This is a genomic window from Actinomadura gamaensis (assembly GCF_042652125.1).
GTDB classification, from domain to species: Bacteria; Actinomycetota; Actinomycetes; order Streptosporangiales; family Streptosporangiaceae; genus Spirillospora; species Spirillospora gamaensis.
This window is the reverse complement of sequence record NZ_JBHSIT010000001.1, coordinates 257,882-275,465: the sequence shown is the minus strand read 5'-3', so window position 1 is coordinate 275,465 and position 17,584 is coordinate 257,882. Positions and strand designations below refer to the sequence as shown.

The 17,584-nt window shown below is 71.9% G+C and carries 16 protein-coding genes; 9 read left to right on the top strand and 7 right to left on the bottom strand.

Features of this window, described 5'->3' with window-relative positions; all coding sequences use genetic code 11:
• Positions 1 to 7 precede the first annotated feature (7 nt).
• From ACFPCY_RS01320 to ACFPCY_RS01305, 4 genes are all read right to left on the bottom strand, one after another.
• A complete protein-coding gene (locus ACFPCY_RS01320; RefSeq protein WP_378251677.1) occupies positions 8 to 3,253 on the bottom strand; it encodes an NACHT domain-containing protein in 3,246 nt (1,081 codons plus the stop codon).
• Positions 3,254 to 3,537: 284 nt separating this feature from the next.
• A complete protein-coding gene (locus tag ACFPCY_RS01315) occupies positions 3,538 to 4,347 on the bottom strand; it encodes an amino acid ABC transporter ATP-binding protein (RefSeq protein WP_378251676.1) in 810 nt (269 codons plus the stop codon).
• Complete coding sequence (locus ACFPCY_RS01310; RefSeq protein WP_378251675.1) at positions 4,347 to 5,270, bottom strand: amino acid ABC transporter permease; 924 nt, start codon at positions 5,268 to 5,270, stop codon at positions 4,347 to 4,349. The genes ACFPCY_RS01315 and ACFPCY_RS01310 overlap by 1 nt, the downstream gene beginning before the upstream one ends.
• 4 nt (positions 5,271 to 5,274) lie before the next feature.
• The gene (locus tag ACFPCY_RS01305) at positions 5,275 to 6,237 is read right to left on the bottom strand and encodes an ABC transporter substrate-binding protein (RefSeq protein ID WP_378251674.1); all 963 of its coding nucleotides are present in this window, start codon (positions 6,235 to 6,237) and stop codon (positions 5,275 to 5,277) included.
• 364 nt (positions 6,238 to 6,601) lie between these two features.
• Between ACFPCY_RS01305 and ACFPCY_RS01300 the strand changes: the two genes are divergently transcribed.
• Both ACFPCY_RS01300 and ACFPCY_RS01295 read left to right on the top strand, forming a co-directional pair.
• Entirely contained in the window at positions 6,602 to 7,798 is a 1,197-nt protein-coding gene (locus ACFPCY_RS01300) for an NAD(P)-dependent malic enzyme (RefSeq protein WP_378251673.1), read from the top strand.
• Between the two features lie 326 nt (positions 7,799 to 8,124).
• On the top strand, positions 8,125 to 8,682 hold the full coding sequence (locus tag ACFPCY_RS01295; RefSeq protein WP_378251672.1) for an ABATE domain-containing protein: 558 nt from the start codon (positions 8,125 to 8,127) through the stop codon (positions 8,680 to 8,682).
• On the opposite strand, the gene ACFPCY_RS01290 is transcribed toward ACFPCY_RS01295, so the two are convergent.
• A complete protein-coding gene (locus ACFPCY_RS01290; protein WP_378251671.1) occupies positions 8,666 to 9,076 on the bottom strand; it encodes a S24 family peptidase in 411 nt (136 codons plus the stop codon). The genes ACFPCY_RS01295 and ACFPCY_RS01290 overlap by 17 nt on opposite strands.
• A gap of 162 nt (positions 9,077 to 9,238) precedes the next feature.
• On the opposite strand from ACFPCY_RS01290, the gene sodN reads away from it, so the two are divergent.
• The 5 genes from sodN to ACFPCY_RS01265 all read left to right on the top strand — a co-directional run bounded on the left by sodN (position 9,239) and on the right by ACFPCY_RS01265 (position 13,298).
• A complete protein-coding gene (sodN, locus tag ACFPCY_RS01285) occupies positions 9,239 to 9,640 on the top strand; it encodes a superoxide dismutase, Ni (RefSeq protein ID WP_465251212.1) in 402 nt (133 codons plus the stop codon).
• A gap of 141 nt (positions 9,641 to 9,781) precedes the next feature.
• On the top strand, positions 9,782 to 11,200 hold the full coding sequence (locus tag ACFPCY_RS01280) for a M1 family metallopeptidase (protein WP_378251669.1): 1,419 nt from the start codon (positions 9,782 to 9,784) through the stop codon (positions 11,198 to 11,200).
• A gap of 186 nt (positions 11,201 to 11,386) precedes the next feature.
• Positions 11,387 to 11,866: a GNAT family N-acetyltransferase gene (locus ACFPCY_RS01275; RefSeq protein WP_378251668.1), complete on the top strand. Its 480-nt coding sequence runs from the start codon at positions 11,387 to 11,389 to the stop codon at positions 11,864 to 11,866.
• Positions 11,867 to 12,042: 176 nt separating this feature from the next.
• On the top strand, positions 12,043 to 12,471 hold the full coding sequence (locus tag ACFPCY_RS01270; RefSeq protein WP_378251667.1) for an ATP-binding protein: 429 nt from the start codon (positions 12,043 to 12,045) through the stop codon (positions 12,469 to 12,471).
• Positions 12,472 to 12,539: 68 nt separating this feature from the next.
• The gene (locus ACFPCY_RS01265; RefSeq protein ID WP_067819515.1) at positions 12,540 to 13,298 is read left to right on the top strand and encodes an RNA polymerase sigma factor SigF; all 759 of its coding nucleotides are present in this window, start codon (positions 12,540 to 12,542) and stop codon (positions 13,296 to 13,298) included.
• Positions 13,299 to 13,457: 159 nt separating this feature from the next.
• Here the strand turns inward: ACFPCY_RS01265 and ACFPCY_RS01260 are convergent, their stop codons facing one another.
• Entirely contained in the window at positions 13,458 to 13,889 is a 432-nt protein-coding gene (locus ACFPCY_RS01260; RefSeq protein WP_378251666.1) for a hypothetical protein, read from the bottom strand.
• A 155-nt stretch (positions 13,890 to 14,044) separates the two neighbouring features.
• Between ACFPCY_RS01260 and ACFPCY_RS01255 the strand changes: the two genes are divergently transcribed.
• Both ACFPCY_RS01255 and ACFPCY_RS01250 read left to right on the top strand, forming a co-directional pair.
• Positions 14,045 to 14,986, top strand: coding sequence for a diacylglycerol/lipid kinase family protein (locus ACFPCY_RS01255; protein ID WP_378252548.1), 942 nt, complete (start codon positions 14,045 to 14,047; stop codon positions 14,984 to 14,986).
• A gap of 289 nt (positions 14,987 to 15,275) precedes the next feature.
• Positions 15,276 to 15,530: a WhiB family transcriptional regulator gene (locus ACFPCY_RS01250; protein ID WP_378251665.1), complete on the top strand. Its 255-nt coding sequence runs from the start codon at positions 15,276 to 15,278 to the stop codon at positions 15,528 to 15,530.
• Positions 15,531 to 15,743: 213 nt separating this feature from the next.
• On the opposite strand, the gene ACFPCY_RS01245 is transcribed toward ACFPCY_RS01250, so the two are convergent.
• Positions 15,744 to 17,537: an ABC transporter ATP-binding protein gene (locus ACFPCY_RS01245; protein ID WP_378251664.1), complete on the bottom strand. Its 1,794-nt coding sequence runs from the start codon at positions 17,535 to 17,537 to the stop codon at positions 15,744 to 15,746.
• Positions 17,538 to 17,584: the final 47 nt, after the last annotated feature.

Sequence of the window (17,584 nt, the reverse complement as noted above, 5' to 3'; positions counted from 1 at the left end):
GGGGCGCTCACCGCGACGACTGGGCGGATATGTCGTTGACCGTCTTGCGGGCGACGTCGGCCAGCGTGTCCACGGTCGTGACGCGCAGGTCCAGGGTGTCGCCGCCGCGGACGGCGTGGACGTCGAGCGTGTAGGCGTGGCCGTCCCAGCGTTCGGCGTACCAGGTCGCCGCGTCCCGCCGCCACCACTGCGCCTCGGTCCCCGTCCGCGGCGGCGGGCACGCGCCCGCGCACGGCCGCTGCTCGATCTCCAACTGGAGCGGCCCGGACCGCCGTCCGGACGGCGCGTCGTGGGGCCGCACGCAGTACCAGCGTCCGCCGTCCCGGACGCACTGGCCGAACTCCGGGCCGCGGAACGCGAACCCGAGCCCGTCCAGCGCCCACAGCCGCGACCAGTCGTCCGCCGTCCAGGTCGGCCCGACCACCACCCGCGCCGGACGATTCCGGTCATACAGAACGAACCGAGCATCGGACGGCGCCGGCGGCCGGCCGGGCGGGGAGGCCGTCGGCGCGTAATGGTTCGCCCCGCCGGTGAAACCCCGGGCGAGCGCCTGGTCCAGGTCATATCTCGCGCGCACGCCGAGTCCGGGGTCGGCCTCCTCGCGGAACAGTTCCAGGCTGTAGGTGTTCCCCACCCAGGTCGCGTCCGCCTTGGCGTGGAACGGACCGGCGGAGCGGATCTCCGCCTTCGCGTCCGGCACGAAGTCGACGGTGCCGCTCTGGCTCGGGTCGGTGCTGAAGCTGGCCGCCGAGGTGACGCCGATGGTGAGGCGCAGCCCCGGACGGAGCGGATCGCCCTCGACGAACTCGCACCGCACCTTCGAGCGGTCCGGCACCCGGACCGGCACCGAGAAGTCGCCCGCCAGCCGGGGCCGGACCAGCTCGCACACCGATTCCGCCCGGTAGACGTCGTGCGCGCCCACTCCCCACCGCACGAAGCCGAGCACCCTGCCGCCGTCCGCGCCGGGCAGGACGATCAGGTACAGCATCACGAGGCAGAGCAGCTCCATGCCCAGCAGCGCCCGCCCGTCCCAAAGGAGCTGAGGCTCGGTCTGCGGACGCGGCGGACGCCGAGCCTCCTCGGCGTACCGCTCGGCGAGCCGGTCGCGGAGCGCGCCGTGCCGGAACCGGTAGCCGCCGCCCGACTGCCGCAGGACGCCCCGCTCGCGCGCGTCCTCCAGGAAGCCCATGAGGTCGTGCGGCACCCTGCCGCGCAGCGCGAGCCAGGCGTGCGCCACCCGGAACCGCCCCCAGGACGACAGCACGATCCCGGCGTACCAGAAGACGGCCAGGTCCAGCACGAGCGCCAGGCCGAGCGCGGCCGGGTCCAAGCGGTGTTCCCAGCGCAGCGCCAGCAGGAACGGCGCGCCGAGCAGCAGCGGCAGCGGCCACACTTCCCCGAGCGCGTGGCTCCAACCGAGCCCGAGCGCCGCCCGCCGGTCCGCGCGGAGCAGCCCGGGAGGTCCGGACTCCTCGGCCGGATCGGCGGTGACACCGAACCGCGCGGCGAACCGCCAGAACACGATCACGGCGGCCAGCAGCAGCGACGCCGCGGCGTACCGGCCGAGCGGACCGTCCAGCCAGATCCCGAGGGCCGCGAGCACCGCCGCGACGAGCGGCATCGCGGCGTGCCCGCCGGCGCCCGCGCCCTCGCGCGCGTTCGCCGTCCGCCGCACCTCGCCGAGGGAGCGCAGCCGCTTCGGCGGCATCAGCCATCCCTCGCGCGCGATCTGCGACCAGGTCAGCAGGCACAGGTAGGCGAGGACCGGGAACATCGCCCAGACCGCCACCGACGCCGCGTCCGGGGCCAGCACGCGCGCCATCCAGTACCGGTGGGGGACGCGGTAGTCGAGCGCCCAGATCACGGCCGTGGTCACGACCAGCGCGGACGCGGGCGCGAGCGCGCGCACGGTCGCCGGGAGCGCCTCGTCGAGCCGCCACCACTCCAGGTCGTTCTCGTCGTTCTCGCGCAGGTGCCAGGCCAGGTAGCCGAGCCAGCGGCGCGCGTCCTCGCCGCGTTCCCCGTCGGCGTCCGCGTACGCCGCCGGGACGAACCGCTCCAGCAGCCGGTTCTCCACGCTCTCGGCGTCGGGGAGGTCGAGCAGCTCGGCGGGGTCGTCCGCCGTCCGCGCGTACGCGGCGCGCGCCAGGCCGACCATCAGCGGCGAGGCGAGCGCCTCCCGCAGGGGCTCGGCCTCGCCCGCCGCCAGCGCGTCGAGAACGGGCCGCCAGCGCTCGTCCGCGCCGGGACTGCTGTCGGCGAGCGGCAGCGACGCCAGGATCTGCCCCGCGACCAGCGGACGCAGCTCGACCACCGCCGCGCTCGCCAGCAGCGTCCCGGCGGCCTCGACCGCGCCGGTGTACTCGTCCGGACGGCTCGTCAGCACCAGCGGAAGCCTGGCCGCGCCGGTCCGGTTCAGCTCCGCGAGCGCCGCCGCGCGGGCCTCGGCGGGGATCTCGTCCAGGCCGTCCAGGACGGGCAGGATCCGGCCGTTCTCCAGCAGCCGGGCCGCCACGAGCCGGGCGTCGGCCACCGATCGTCCGAGGTCGGGATGCGCGGCGGCCAGCCGGCGCGCGGCCCACTTCAGCAGGCGCTCGCGGCTCGGCACCCAGCCCGCCAGGGAGACCACGACCGGGATCGGATCCTTCTTGCCGCGGTCCTCCAGGAGCTGCGCGGCCAGCGCGGTCGCCAGCACCGACTTGCCCGCGCCGGCCGGGCCGAGGATCACCAGGCGGCGGGACGGGACGCTCCGCAGCAGCTTCGCCGCCTCGCCGATCTCGCCGGACCGGCGGAAGTCACCCGCGCCGGACGCCTGCCGGACGCCGTCCGGCACGCCCCACCGGACGGCGATCGCGCTGTCCGGGTCCGCGCCCGCCTGCTCCAGCTCGCGCCGGTACCCGGCGAGGACGGCCGGCGCGAGGTTCGCGACCTGCCGGGCCAGCCGCTCCTCGGTGATCGACCACTTCTCCCAGCGGTTCCGCCAGAACCACCACACGCCGGCGCCGGTGAGCAGCAGGCCGGTCGCGACCATGAGCACGCCGACCGCGCCGGGCCAGCCGCGCGACTGGAGCAGGAACGCCCCGGCCCCGCCCGCCAGCGGCCCCAGCACGAGCAGCGGGACGACCGGACGGTTCGGGCGCAGGTCCAGCTCGTACCGCGTCCCGATGTTGAAGTTGGCGTCGCCGCCGATCGTCCCGATCTGGATGGCGTTCTCGGGATTGCCGCTGATCTCGTTGTGGTGCACCTCCGCCACCGAGGACCCGCCTCCCGCACCCGTCGTTGATCATCCCGGAGGGACACTCTCTCCCAGACGCCCCGGAAGGGCCACCGGTTCGCCCCAACCGGAAACGGCCCGTCCCCAAAGGGACGGGCCGTTGTCCTTAATCGGCGATCAGGGCGGCCGGAACCGGCCCCCCGCCGCGCGCCGGGGCGCCGGGCCCACGTACCGGGCGTCGGGCGCCGCGTACCGGGCACCGCGTACCGGACACCGGACACCGGGCGCACCGGGCACCGCGTGCCGGGGTCCGGCCGTCGCGGCTAGAGCACCTTCGACAGGAAGTCCTGCGTGCGCGGGTGCTGCGGGTTCTCGATGATGTCGCGCGGGCGGCCCTTCTCGACCACCACGCCGCCGTCCATGAAGACCAGCGAGTCGCCCACCTCGCGGGCGAAGCCGATCTCGTGGGTGACGACGATCATCGTCATGCCGTCCAGCGCGAGCTGCTTCATGACCTCCAGCACCTCGCCGACCAGCTCGGGGTCCAGCGCGGAGGTCGGCTCGTCGAACAGCATGAGCGCGGGCTCCATCGCCAGGGCGCGCGCGATCGCGACCCGCTGCTGCTGCCCGCCGGACAGCTGCCCCGGGTAGACGTCGGTCTTGTCGGCCAGCCCGACCCGCTCCAGCAGCGCCAGCGCCTGCTCCCGGCACTCCGACTTCGGCAGCCCCTTGACCTGGACGGGCGCCTCCATGACGTTGCCGAGGGCGGTCATGTGCGGGAACAGGTTGAACCGCTGGAACACCATCCCGATGTCCCGGCGCTGCGCGGCGACCTCGCGCTCGCGCATCTCGTAGAGCCGGGCGCCCTTCTGCCGGTAGCCGACCAGGTGGCCGTTCACCCACAGCCGGCCGCCGTTGATCTTCTCCAGGTGGTTGATGCAGCGCAGGAAGGTCGACTTCCCCGAGCCGGACGGCCCGATCACGCACATCACCTCGCCCGGCCGCACCGCGAGGTCGATGCCCTTCAGCACCTCCAGGCGGCCGAAGCTCTTGTGCACGTCCTCGGCCCGGACCATGTACTCGGGCGGCTCGACACCCGCGTCCGTCGGGGCGGCGACGTTCGGCCTCGCCATCAGGCCCTCCTCCCCGCTCGGATCCGCAGGTTGGCCACGAAGCGCTCCAGCATGGTCTGCCGCTGCGCGGTGCCCCGCCCGAAGTAGCGCTCCAGGTAGAACTGGCCGACGGTGAGGATCGAGGTCATGATCAGGTACCAGATGCTCGCGACCAGCAGCATCGGGATCGTCTGGTAGGTCCGGTTGTACACGATCTGCACCGAGTACAGCAGGTCGGCCAGCGCGATCACCGACACCAGCGAGGACGTCTTCAGCATGGAGATCGTCTCGTTGCCGGTCGGCGGGATGATCACCCGCATCGCCTGCGGCAGCACCACCCGCCGCATGATCTTCGCCCGGCTCATGCCGAGCGCGGTCGCCGCCTCGCTCTGCCCGGGGTCCACCGACAGGATGCCCGCGCGGACGATCTCCGACATGTACGCGGCCTCGTTCAGCCCCAGCCCGAGGCATCCCGCGACGAACGCCGTGATCAGGTCGTTGGCGTTGAAATGGACGAACGTCGGGCCGAACGGGATCCCGAGCGAGAACGTCGGGATCAGCGCCTTCACGTAGAACCACAGGATGATCTGGACCAGCACCGGAGTGCCCCGGAACACCCACACGTACAGCCAGGCCACGCCCGAGATCAGCGGGTTCGGCGACAGCCGCATCACCGCCAGCAGGACGCCGCCGACCACGCCCATCAGCATGGCGATGACCGTCAGCTCCAGGGTCATCACGATCCCGTCGAGGATCGAGCCGTCCCAGAACCAGGCGTTGATCGTGTCCCAGCCGAACCGGTCGTTGTTCGCGACGCTGTAGACCGCCCAGATGGCGATGTACAGGATCAGGGCCGCCGCCACCCACCGGCCGTAGTGCCGGACGGGAACGGCCCGGATCTCGCCGGGCCTTTCCCGCGACACCGTCTTGTCAGTCAGAGTCATGCGGTCAGCTCTGCGCCTGGTTGAGTCCCGGGGTGTCGAGGGCGCCGTGCTCGATGCCCCACTTCTCCAGGATCTTCTTGTACGTGCCGTCGGTCTGGAGCGCCTTCAGCGCGCCGAGCACCGCGTCCTTGGTGGTGCCGAGCTGCTTGCTGAGGGCGATGCCGTACGGGGCGGTGTCGTAGGTCGCGCCAGCGGTCTCGAACTGGCCGTTGGACTGCTTCACGGCGTAGTCGATGACCGGCGAGTCGGCGAGCACGGCGTCGGCGCGGCCGGACGACAGCGCCAGGTTCGCGCCGTTCTGGTCCGGGAAGGCCTGGCCGATCGGGCCGGGCTTGCCGGCGTCCTTGCACTTCTTGGTGCGGCTGCCGGTGCCCTTCTCGGCGTCCACGGTCGCCGAGACCTCGTCGAGCTGGACGGTGCCCTTCTCGACCGCGACCTTCTTGCCGCACAGCGACAGGTCGTCCGGCTTGTAGCCGCCGGGGTTGCCCTTCTTGACCATCAGCGCGGTGCCGGCGGTGAAGTAGGTCACGAAGTCGACCGTCTTCTCCCGCTCCTTGTTGTCGGTGATCGACGACATGGCCGCCTGGTACTGGCCGCTCTGCAGGCCCGGGATGATCCCGTCGAAGCTCGCCTTCTGGAAGGCGAAGTCGATGCCGAGCTTCTTGCCGAGCGCCTTGCCGAGGTCGAGGTCCATCCCGACGAGGGTCTTGTTGTCGTTGCCGAAGAACTCGTTCGGCGCGTAGGACGGGTCCGTGGCGACGATGATCTTGCCGGACGACTTGACCGCCGGACCGAGCTGGTCGTGCAGCGCGGGGTCCTGCTTGATCGCCGAGAAGATGTCGCCGACGTCCTTGCCCTGGGCGCCGGTGTCCTTCTTGCTGCCGCCACAGGCCGAAAGGGCGAGCGCCGCCGACAGCACGAGCGCGCCCGCCGCGGCGGTGCGACGTCCCAGAGAACCGGTGTTCACTGGTCCCCCTCCAAGTCGATTCGTCGGACCGCGTCCCGGCCCGGGGTAGAAGGCACATTTTGGCGCACAGTGTGCGTGGCCTTGATTAAGGCTCCGAAACAATCGGACAACAAGGCAGTGCTCGAAATCCAGATGAACACGCGTAAATTGACCCTGTGTGATCGGTATTACACGCCGTGTCGCGGGGTGACCGGGGTCATCCCGGGTGTTCCCCGGCCGCCGGGGCCCGGTGTGGCACAATCGGACAACGGGTGACCCCCGTACGTCGCGAGATGCACCCCGACCGGCCCTGGCCACCAGACCAGCGCCACCCGCGGCGGCATCGTCCGTATCGCCGGAAACGAAGAATCTGACAGGGGTCGCTGTGGCTGCCGAGCCCATCACTCATCCCATCTCTCACACCGAACTCGACGACGATCCGGCGTTCGCCCTGCACGTGGGCGGCAAGCTGGAGGTCCGCTCGTCGGTCCCGGTCCGCAACGCCGACGATCTCTCGCTCGCCTACACGCCGGGCGTGGCGCGCGTCTGCAGCGCCATCGCCGACAACCCCGAGCTCGCCCGCGACTACACCTGGACGTCCCGGGTCGTCGCCGTGGTCACCGACGGGACCGCCGTGCTCGGGCTCGGCGACATCGGACCGGCCGCCTCCATGCCCGTCATGGAGGGCAAGTCGCTGCTGTTCAAGGAGTTCGCCGGGGTCGACTCGGTGCCGATCGCGCTCGACTGCACCGACGTGGACGAGATCGTCGAGACGGTGATCCGGATGGCGCCGAGCTTCGGCGGCATCAACCTGGAGGACATCAGCGCCCCGCGCTGCTTCGAGATCGAGGACCGGCTGCGCGCCGCCCTCGACATCCCGGTCTTCCACGACGACCAGCACGGCACCGCCGTGGTCGCGCTCGCCGCGCTGAAGAACGCCGCCCGGCTCGTCGGCCGCCCGCTGTCGGACCTGCGCGCCGTGGTCGCGGGCGCGGGCGCGTCCGGCATCGCGGTCTCCAAGATCCTCATCGAGGCGGGCATCGGCGACATCGCGCTGTCGGACAGCAAGGGCCTCATCCACGAGGGCCGGGACGGCCTGAACCCGGTGAAGCAGCGCATCGCCGAGATCACCAACCGGTCGCATCTCACCGGCTCCACCGAGGAGGCGCTGCGCGGCGCGGACGTGTTCATCGGCCTGTCCGGCAGCACCGTCCAGGAGTCCTGCGTCGCGACGATGAGCGACGACGCGATCGTGTTCGCGCTGTCCAACCCGACGCCCGAGGTCCACCCGGACGTCGCCCGCCGGCACGCCCGCGTGGTCGCCACCGGCCGCAGCGACTTCCCGAACCAGATCAACAACGTGCTCGCCTTCCCCGGCATCTTCCGGGGCGCGTTCGACGCGCACGCGCACACGATCACCGAGGGCATGAAGCTCGCCGCCGCCGACGCGCTCGCCGCGATCGTCGGGGACGACCTGACCGCCGACTACGTGATCCCCGGCCCGTTCGACCCGCGGGTCGCCCCGGCCGTCACCGCGGCGGTGGCCGCCGCCGCCCGCGCGGACGGCGTCGCCCGCGCCTGACCCGAGCCCGGTCCGGCCGGCACGCGGTCCGGCCGGCGAACCCGGCCCGGCCGGCACGACGGCCCGGCCGCGCGTTCTCCACGACGGCCCGTCCTCCCCACCCGGAGGGCGGGCCGTCCGCATTCGGAAATCCGGTCTTTCCCATAAATCCGTGTTTCTTGTGGTGGCCGGACCAGGCCACGATCAGATCGCCGGTTTCGGACAGCTCGGGCCGAATGATTTCCCCTATTCGACCGGTCCCGGCAGCCGTCCGAGGTGTAATACTCGGCGTGGGGGAATGCAGTACGGCGAATCGCACCATCGGGTCTACTCCGTCAGGAGTGCACGTGGACCTCGCTTCCTACGCCGATCTGGCGATCGATCTCGTGAACAGCGGCCACCGGCCGGACGGGGACGGGCTGCGCGATCTGGACCGGCTCCGCGAACTGCTCGCGGGGCGCCCGCACCTCGGCGGCACGCTGCGGCAGCGCGACCTGGACGGCATGCGCGAACTGCGCGGCCAGCTCCGCGCCGTGTTCGGCGCGTCCGCCGCGGGCGACCACGAGCTGGCCGCCGAGCGGCTGAACGAGCTGCTCATCCAGCATCCCGTCCATCCGCAGCTGTCCGCGCACGACGGCCAGGCATGGCACCTGCACCTCAACGACAGCGGCGCGGTCGCCGACATCTACGCGGCGCGCGCGGCGATGGGGCTGGCCGTCCGGGTCGCCGAGCACGGCATGGACGGCCTGCGCCTATGCCGCGCCGACGGCTGCGGCCTGGCCTTCCTCGCCCCGGGCGGGGAACGTTCCGGACGCTACTGCTCGCCCGAGTGCGCCGGACGCCGTCCGAGCGTCGCGGCGGCCGTCGACGCGCCGGGCCGCGTCCGCGTCACCGCCTCCCTGTGAGCAGGCCGATGCGGTCGAAGGGCCAGTAGCGGGCGACGACCGGGCCCAGCACCAGGCGGTGCGGGACGGTGTCGAAGTCCCAGCTGTCCTGGCGGCCGTGCGCGCGCTGGTTGTCGCTCTCCAGCCACCAGCCGCCCGAGTCCTCGCGGACGGCGCGCTTCACGATGAGCTGGTCCTCGTTCCAGGGGTGCCGGGCGACGACGGCGTCCCCGGCCCGCACGGGGGCGCCCACGCGCACGAGCAGCCAGTCCCCCGCGCGCAGGGCGGGCAGCATCGACTCGCCGGTCACCGCGACCGCGCGCAGCCGGCCGCGCCGCCACGCCACCGCCGCGAGCCCCGCCGCGGCGGCGAACGCGCCGGCCGTCGCCGCCGCGCGTCCCGGACGCATCCGCATCGCCTCTCCTCGCCTCGTCACTCGCGGGCAGGACCCCGCATGGACGCGCCCGCATCGGGGACCTACGCCGAAAGACCGAGTGCCCTGGCCGAACGCGCCACCGGGCACCAGAGTAATGTCGGTGCCCTGAGCATGATCCGTAATCGAGGGAAGGGAACGCAGGTGCTGGTCAACCTTCTGCGCCCGAAGACCACGGTCTCCGCCCACTGCGACCTGCCGTGCGGCGTCTACGACCCGGCGCAGGCCCGGATCGAGGCCGAGTCCGTGAAGGCGATCATCGAGAAGTACAACGCCAACGAGGACCCGGCGTTCCGCGCGCGCGCCATCGTGATCAAGGAGCAGCGGTCCCAGCTGGTCAAGGAGCACCTGTGGGTGCTCTGGACCGACTACTTCAAGCCGCCGCACTTCGAGAAGTACCCGCAGCTCCACACGCTGTTCAACGAGGCGACCAAGCTCGCGGGCGCGGGCGGCACGAAGGGCGCCCTCGACACCGAGGCCGCCGACAAGCTGCTCGAGAAGATCGAGGAGATCTCGAAGATCTTCTGGGAGACCAAGCAGGGCTGAGCCCCGCTGGCAGCCTGACGAGGCCCGTCTCACCCCGCGGCTGGGTGCGGCGGGCCTTGCTCGCGTTGATTCGGGCATCACTCTAGAAACTGGGGCAAGTCCTGGTGTTCTATGACGCTTCAGTCATAGAAAGGACGGTCCATGCCCCCCAGGACATCCACGCGCACGCGCGTCGCCGCCTCCCTCACGGCGTCCGCGTGCCTCCTCGCCGTCGCGTCGCCCGCTTCGGCGGCCGCGCGCCCGCGCTTCACGCCGGGCGCGTCCGGCGTCGGTGACCGCTACTTCCCGCTCGAAGGGAACGGCGGATACGACGTCCTCCACTACGACCTCGGGCTGGACTACACGCCCTCGTCCAACGCGCTCAAGGCCGACGCGACGCTGACGGCCCGCGCGACGCAGAACCTCTCGCGGTTCGACCTGGACCTCAAGCAGCTCAAGGTCACCTCGGTGAAGGTGAACGGGAAGCGCGCGAAGTTCGTCCGCAAGGGCCAGGAACTGGTGGTCACGCCCGCCAAGGGGCTGCCGAAGGGGCGCACCTTCACGGTGGCGGTCGCCTACGGCGGCGACCCGAAGCCGGTGAGCCGCCCCGACATCGGCAAGTTCGGGTGGATCAAGACCCCGGACGGCGCGTACGCGGTGTCCGAGCCGGACGGCGCCTCGTCCTGGTTCCCGAGCAACGACCACCCGTCCGACAAGGCGACCTACACGTTCCGCGTGACCGTCCCGAAGGGCACGCAGGTGCTCTCGAACGGCGAGCAGAGCCCGGTCGTCACCCGCGGCTCCAGGTCGACGTTCACCTGGAACGAGCGGACGCCGATGGCCAGCTACCTGGCGATGCTCGCGATCGGCAGGTACCGGACCCTCACCGGGCGGACGAAGAGCGGCGTGCCCGTGCTGACCGGCGCGGCCCTCAACCGGACCAAGGAGCTGAAGCCGCTCCACGAGAACACCGTCAAGGCGATCGACTGGGAGGAGACCGTCTTCGGCAAGTACCCGTTCCGGTCGGTCGGCGGCATCCGCGTCGGCGTGGACGTGGAGTTCTCGCTGGAGACGCAGGGCCGCCCCATCTACGGCTTCTCGCCGGACGTGGCGACCGTCGTGCACGAGCTGGCGCACCAGTGGTTCGGCGACACCGTCAGCGTGCGGCGCTGGCCGGACATCTGGCTCAACGAGGGCTTCGCGACCTACGCCGAGTGGCTGTACGACGAGCAGCACGGCGGACCGACCGCGCAGGCGACGTTCGACAAGTACTACAACCAGCCGAAGACCTGGAAGTACTACGACCAGCTGTGGAACCGGAACACGGCCGGTGACCCGGGCGCGCCGACGATGTTCACGCTCCCGCCGTACTACCGCGGCGGCATGACGCTCCAGGCGCTCCGCGGCCGGATCGGCGACAAGGCGTTCTTCGCGCTGCTCAAGGCATGGGTGGCGCAGCACCGGAACGGCAACGTCTCGACGCCGGAGTTCGTCCGGCTCGCGGAGAAGATCTCGCACCGGAACCTGGACGGCCTGTTCAAGACGTGGCTGTACACGAAGGGCAAGCCCACCACGTGGTGAGCTGACCGCCCCGCGAGCCATCGGCGGCGCCGTCCCGGCCGGGACGGCGCCGCCGCCGCGTCCGCCCGACGTCTCGGCCGCGGTGCCGGTTCGTCCGCCCGCCGTCGCGTCCGCGGTGCCGGTTCCGGAGCGTGCTGGTCGTGAGCGCGTTCGGCGGGGGCGGCGGGGTTCGTTAGCCTGGAGAACATGATCCGCCCCACCCGTCCCGAGGACGTCCCGTCGATCCTGCGCCTGGTCCGCGACCTGGCCGAGTACGAGCGCGCCGCGCACGAGGTGGAGGCGACCGAGGAGGACCTGCGCCGGTCCCTGTTCGGCCCGGAGCCGAAGGTCTTCGCGCACGTCGCGGAGCGCGGCGGCGAGGTCGCCGGCTTCGCGCTGTGGTTCCTCTCGTACTCCACGTGGCTGGGACGCCACGGCATCTACCTGGAGGACCTGTACGTCGATCCGGAGGCGCGCGGGCACGGCCTCGGCCGGGCGCTGCTCGCCGAGCTGGCCCGGATCGCGGACGAGCGCGGTTACGGACGGGTCGAATGGTCCGTTCTCGACTGGAACGCTCCCGCGATCGGCTTCTACAAGTCGCTCGGGGCCCGTCCCCAGGACGAATGGACCGTCTACCGCCTGACGGGCGACGCGATCCCCGAGCTCGCCCGCGGTCGCGAGGCGTAGTCGCGAAGCCGGTCCCATACACGGCGAGTGAGGATTTTCTCGTCCTGACGGGGTTTGCGGCGCGAACGACCGGCTCGCCCGCCGTTTCGGTGCGCGACCCGCGCGCGCCGGACGCTCCGGACACGGCTCGCAAGCGGTAGTTTCGAATCAGCGGGACCACCCCAAGAGGGAGAGACGTGACCGAGGAAACCGCTGCCATGGCGGCCAGTACCAAGTTGTCCGTGCGTGACGTGGTGACCGTCCGGCTGCCGGCCGCGAGCGCCTACCTTTCGGTGCTGCGGACGGCGACCGCGGGGCTCGCCGCGCGTCTGGACTTCACCCTGGACGAGATCGAGGACCTGCGCATCGCGGTCGACGAGGCGTGCGCGATGCTGCTCGCGCAGGCCGTGCCCGGCACCGACCTGACCTGCGAGTTCGAGCTCACCGGAGACGCGATGCGGATCTCGGTGTCGGTGCTCACGATGGACGGCGCCGAGCCGAGCCGTGACACCTTCGCCTGGACCGTCCTGTCGTCGCTGGCGGGTGAGGTGGACGCGCGGGTCGGCGCCGACGACCGGGTCATCGTGACGCTGCAGAAGCGCCGCGGCGCTGCGGGGGCCCAGTGACGGAGAACAGGACGACGCTCGCGGGCGACACCCCCGGGAACCCCGGCAACGAGCGCGAAGGCAGCGCGGTGCCGGACCGCGCGCGTGCCCGCGCCCTGTTCGAGCGGCTCGCGGAGCTGCCCGAGGGCGACCCCGAGCGGCAACGCATCCGCGACCAGCTCGTCGAGCTGCACCTGCCGCTGGTGGAGTACCTCGCCCGGCGGTTCCGGAACCGCGGCGAGTGGCTGGACGACCTGATCCAGGTCGCCACCATCGGCCTGATCAAGTCGATCGACCGGTTCGACCTGGGCCGGGGGGTGGAGTTCTCCACCTACGCGACCCCGACGATCGTCGGCGAGATCAAGCGGCACTTCCGCGACAAGGGCTGGGCGGTCCGGGTGCCGCGCCGGCTCCAGGAGCTGAAGCTGTCGCTGACCAAGGCGATCAGCGATCTCGCGCAGCGCGAGGGCCGCGCCCCCACGGTCAGCGAGCTCGCCGCGCACCTGCAGATGTCGGAGGAGGAGGTGCTGGAGGGCCTGGAGTCCGCCAACGCCTACTCCACGGTGTCGCTCGACGCGCCCGACTCCGGCGACGAGGACGCCCCGGCGGTCGCCGACTCGCTCGGCATGATCGACGAGTCGCTGGAGGGCGTGGAGTACCGCGAGTCGCTGAAGCCGCTGCTGGAGAAGCTCCCCGCCCGGGAGAAGAAGATCCTGCTGCTGCGCTTCTTCGGCAACATGACCCAGTCCCAGATCGCCGCCGAGCTGGGCATCTCGCAGATGCACGTGTCCCGCCTGCTGGCGCGGACGCTGGCGCAGCTCCGCGAGGGCCTGACGGCGGACGAGTGACCCGCCACGCCCGCCCCGAGGCCCGGCCGACCCCGCGTCGCCCGGGCCTCGTCGCGTCCGGGCTCGCGCCCTCCGAGCTTTAGAGCCGTCCGGGCCCGTCGCCTCCGGGCGCACGGCGTCCGAGCTCGAGCCGTCGTCCGGGGGCGGGCGCCGGGGAGGTCAGGAGCCGGAACCGGCCTTCTGGCCGGCGTCCTCGCTGTCGTCGTCATCGCCGTCCTCGGGGGCGAGCCAGGCGGTGACCGGCGGGCTGAGGACGAGCACGAGCGCGAGGACGGCGACGACGCCGAGGGGGATCGCGTAGGCGGGCTGGTGGCTCTGCCACAGCGACCAGGCGATCGGCAGCGCGAACAGCTGGGTGAGGACGATCGGCGCGCGGCTCCGGGTGTCGGCGTTCAGCAGCATCCGGGCGCAGGCGAGCATGGCCAGGCCGCCCCCGAGCGCCAGGACGGTCACCGCGACCGCGCTGGTCGGGTCCACGGCCTCGCCGAGGGCCGTCTCGACGCCGGAGAACAGCCCGAAGCCGACGGCGGCGAGGCCCTCCAGGCCCTGCAGCCCGGCGGCGGCGATCACGATGCTGGGACGCTTCGACACAACCCGAAACCCTACCGGCCACCCCCGCGACCTCCGCTCCGACCCACCTGCGGCGAGCGGTTCGCGAGGGCGGAGGAGGGACGGTCGGCGGCGCCGGGACGGGGCGCGGCTCGGCGGTGGCCGGGAGGGCTGGGTAACCTTGCGCCGTGCGCGCGATGCTGATCGCCAACCCCAAGGCGACCTCCACCAGCCGGCGCGCCCGTGACCTGCTCGTCCGGGCGTTCGCCGGGGACCTCGACCTGGAGACCGCCGAGACCGGGTACCGGGGCCACGCGACCGAGCTGGCCGCGCGGGCCGCCGCGGAGCGGTTCGACCTGGTGATCGCGATCGGCGGCGACGGCACGGTGAACGAGGTCGTCAACGGGCTGCTCGCGGACGGGCCGTCCGCCGACGTCCCGGCGCTGGCGGTGCTGCCGTTCGGCAGCGCGAACGTGTTCGCCCGCGCGCTGGGCCTGCCGAACGAGACGAGCACGGCGACGCGGCAGGTGCTCGCGGCGCTGCGCGCGGGACGGTATCGGACGGTCGGTCTCGGCGCGGCCGTCCTCCCCGACGCGTCGGAGCGGTACTTCACCTTCTGCGCGGGCGTCGGCCTGGACGCCGAGGTGATCCGGGAGGTGGAGCGGGCTCGGCTGGCCGGTGCGAAGGCCGATCCGCTGCTGTACGTCCGGACCGGGGTGCGGCAGTTCTTCACGGGCACCGACCGGCGGCGTCCGGCGCTCACGGTCGAGCTGCCGGGGCGCGACCCGAGGGCGGCGAAGGGGAAGCTGTACCTGGCGTTCGTCTCGAACACGGCTCCCTGGACGTTCGCCGGGCCGTTCCCGGTGAACCCGAGCCCGAAGGCGAGCTTCTCGCGCGGCCTGGACGTCTTCGGGATGCGGTCCCTGGACGTCCTGCCGACGCTCGGGGCGCTGGCGGGGATGTTCGCCGCGCGGACCCGTCCGGTGCGCGGCCGCCGGGTGCTGAACGTGCACGACGCGACCGAGGTCACGCTGACCGCGGACCGTCCGACCGCCTACCAGCTGGACGGCGATTATCTCGGTGAGGTGGAGCGCATCACGTTCCGGTCGGTGCCCAAGGCGATACGCATCGTCATTTGAGCCCGTTCGGCCGATGTGTTAACAACAAAGTCACACCGCCGACCCACCCGTGTGACACATGCGACACTCATACTTTGAGAAACCTTTCTCAAGGGTCTTGCATCCGTCCACGCCCCCCTGACACGCTCAAAGTGCGCCGGTAGTCAGGTGCCCAATGAGGCAGCCACCTGATCGCAGCGCCGCCGAACTGTCACCCCTGACGAAACCTTGACCGTTCCGGGGTGTTCGCGACATGTGAATCCGTTCACAAGTGGAGTGATTCCGCCACCGCTGACGAAGGAGTGGACGCATGGACTGGCGCCACGAGGCAGCCTGCCGTGACGTGGACCCCGAGCTGTTCTTCCCGATCGGCAACACCGGGCCCGCGATCCTGCAGATCGAGGAGGCCAAGCAGGTATGTCGCCGCTGTGAGGTGACCGAGGCCTGCCTGCGCTGGGCCCTGGCCTCCGGCCAGGAATCCGGCGTGTGGGGCGGCATGGGCGAGGACGAGCGCCGCGCGCTGCGCCGCCGCAACGCCCGGGCCCGCGCCCGCGCCACCGCCTGAACGTCGAGGAGGACGACCCGGCACGGGTCCGCCGAACCCCCACTCGGTCGGAACGGCCCGCGCCGCGCCATCGCCTCACGCCGGTCCCGTGGAGATCGACCGCCCCGTCCGGGCGGCCGTTCCCCACGGGACCGGCGTTTTCTTTTTCCGCACGCCTTTCCCCATTCTCCGAAAAGCCACCTGTCAGGTTCCGGGAAAGGAGCCGATCGGGTTTCAGGCGGCGGTCGCCGGAGTTAGCGACGCGTCCCGCGTCACTAGGGCGGCGTAGGCGCCTTCGGCCGCCATTAGCGAGTCGTGCGTGCCGCGCTCGGCCACCCGGCCGCGGTTCAGCACGACGATTTGGTCGGCGTCCCGCACGGTGGAGAGCCGGTGCGCGATGGTGATGGTCGTGCGGCCTTCGGAGAGGGCGTCGATGGCCCGCTGGACGGCCTGCTCGGTCTGGTTGTCGAGCGCGCTGGTCGCCTCGTCCAGAACGAGGACGGGCGGGTCGCGCAGAATGGTGCGCGCGATCGCGAGCCGCTGCTTCTCGCCGCCGGAGAAGCGGTAGCCGCGCTCGCCGACGAGGGTGTCGTAGCCGTCCGGGAGGGCCGCGATGTGGTCGTGGATCCGGGCGGCGCGGGCGGCGGCGACCAGCTCCTCGTCGGTGGCGTCCGGCTTGGCGAAGCGCAGGTTGTCGGCCACGGACGCGTGGAACAGGTAGGTCTCCTGGGAGACGACGCCCACGGTGTCGGAGAGGTCCTCGAAGGACAGGTCGCGGACGTCCACGCCGTCGATGGTGACGCGGCCCTCGGTGACGTCGTACAGGCGCGGGACGAGGTAGCTGAGCGTGGTCTTGCCGGAGCCGGTCTCGCCGACGACCGCGAGGCTCGTCCCGGCCGGGACGGTCAGGTCGACGTCGCGCAGGGCGGGCGCGCCGTCCGGGTCGTAGGAGAACCCGACGTGCTCGAACCGCACCTCGCCGCGCGGACGGCCGGCGATCACGGCCGGGACGTCCGGCTCCCGGATGTCGGGCACCATGTCGAGGTACTCGAAGACGCGGTCGAACAGCGACAGCGAGCTCTGCACCTCCACGCCGGTCTGGAGCAGGATCATCAGCGGCCGGAACATGCCGGTCAGCAGCGTGGTGAAGGCGACGAGCGTGCCGATGGTGACCAGCGGGTGGCCCTGCGAGACGGTCAGCCCGGCGGCCCAGTAGACGATCGCGGGCATCGCGGCCATCACGATCGAGATGGTGGACTGCCGCCAGCGTCCGGCCATGTTGGCGCGGACCTCCAGGTCCACCAGGCCCTCGGACTCGGCGGCGAACCGGTCGGTCTGCGCGCGGGAGCGGCCCATCGTCCGGCCGAGCAGGACGCCGCTGACCGACAGCGACTCCTCGACGATCGCCGACATGGCGGCGAGCTGCTTCTGCCGGGCCGAGGTGATCTTGCGGCGCTCGTTGCCGACGCGGCGGCTGATCCAGACGAAGAACGGCAGCACCACGAGCGAGACGAGCGTCAGCCGCCAGTCGAGCGCGACCATGGCGGCGAGCGTGGCGACGACCGTGGTCAGGCTGGAGACGAGCTGCGTGGCGGTCTGCGTGACGGTGGACTGCATGCCGCCGATGTCGTTGGCGATGCGGGACTGCACCTCGCCGGTGCGGGTCCGGGTGAAGAACGCCAGCGGCATCCGCTGGAGATGGGCGTAGACGGCGGTGCGCAGGTCGTGCATCACGCGCTGCCCGACCGCGGTCGAGATGTAGGTCTGCAGGACGCTGAACACGCTGGTCAGCACCGACACGGCGATCATGCCGAGGACGAGCAGGGTGAGCAGGCCCGTCCGGCTGCGGGGCAGCGCGACGTCCACGACTTCGCGCAGCATGAACGGCGACGCGAGCGAGACGACCGCGGACAGGCCGACCAGCAGGCCGACGGCGGCGAGCCTGGCCCGGTACGGCCGGAACAGGCGGACGATGCGGACGAGCTGGCGGGGCTTGCGGGTCTGGGTCTCATCGGACGGGCTCGGCACAGGCGGCTCCTCTGCAGGGGGTTCGACACCGCGAATAACTGAGCCTA

Bases quoted from the DNA above. Each gene is read 5' to 3' on its own strand.
- ACFPCY_RS01250 (WP_378251665.1), top strand. From the start codon at position 15,276: ATGGACTGGCGCCACGAGGCAGCCTGCCGTGACGTGGACCCCGAGCTG.
- ACFPCY_RS01255 (WP_378252548.1), top strand. From the start codon at position 14,045: ATGCTGATCGCCAACCCCAAGGCGACCTCCACCAGCCGGCGCGCCCGT.
- ACFPCY_RS01275 (WP_378251668.1), top strand. From the start codon at position 11,387: ATGATCCGCCCCACCCGTCCCGAGGACGTCCCGTCGATCCTGCGCCTG.
- ACFPCY_RS01280 (WP_378251669.1), top strand. From the start codon at position 9,782: ATGCCCCCCAGGACATCCACGCGCACGCGCGTCGCCGCCTCCCTCACG.
- ACFPCY_RS01315 (WP_378251676.1), bottom strand. From the start codon at position 4,347: ATGGCGAGGCCGAACGTCGCCGCCCCGACGGACGCGGGTGTCGAGCCG.
- ACFPCY_RS01290 (WP_378251671.1), bottom strand. From the start codon at position 9,076: ATGCGGATGCGTCCGGGACGCGCGGCGGCGACGGCCGGCGCGTTCGCC.
- ACFPCY_RS01310 (WP_378251675.1), bottom strand. From the start codon at position 5,270: ATGACTCTGACTGACAAGACGGTGTCGCGGGAAAGGCCCGGCGAGATC.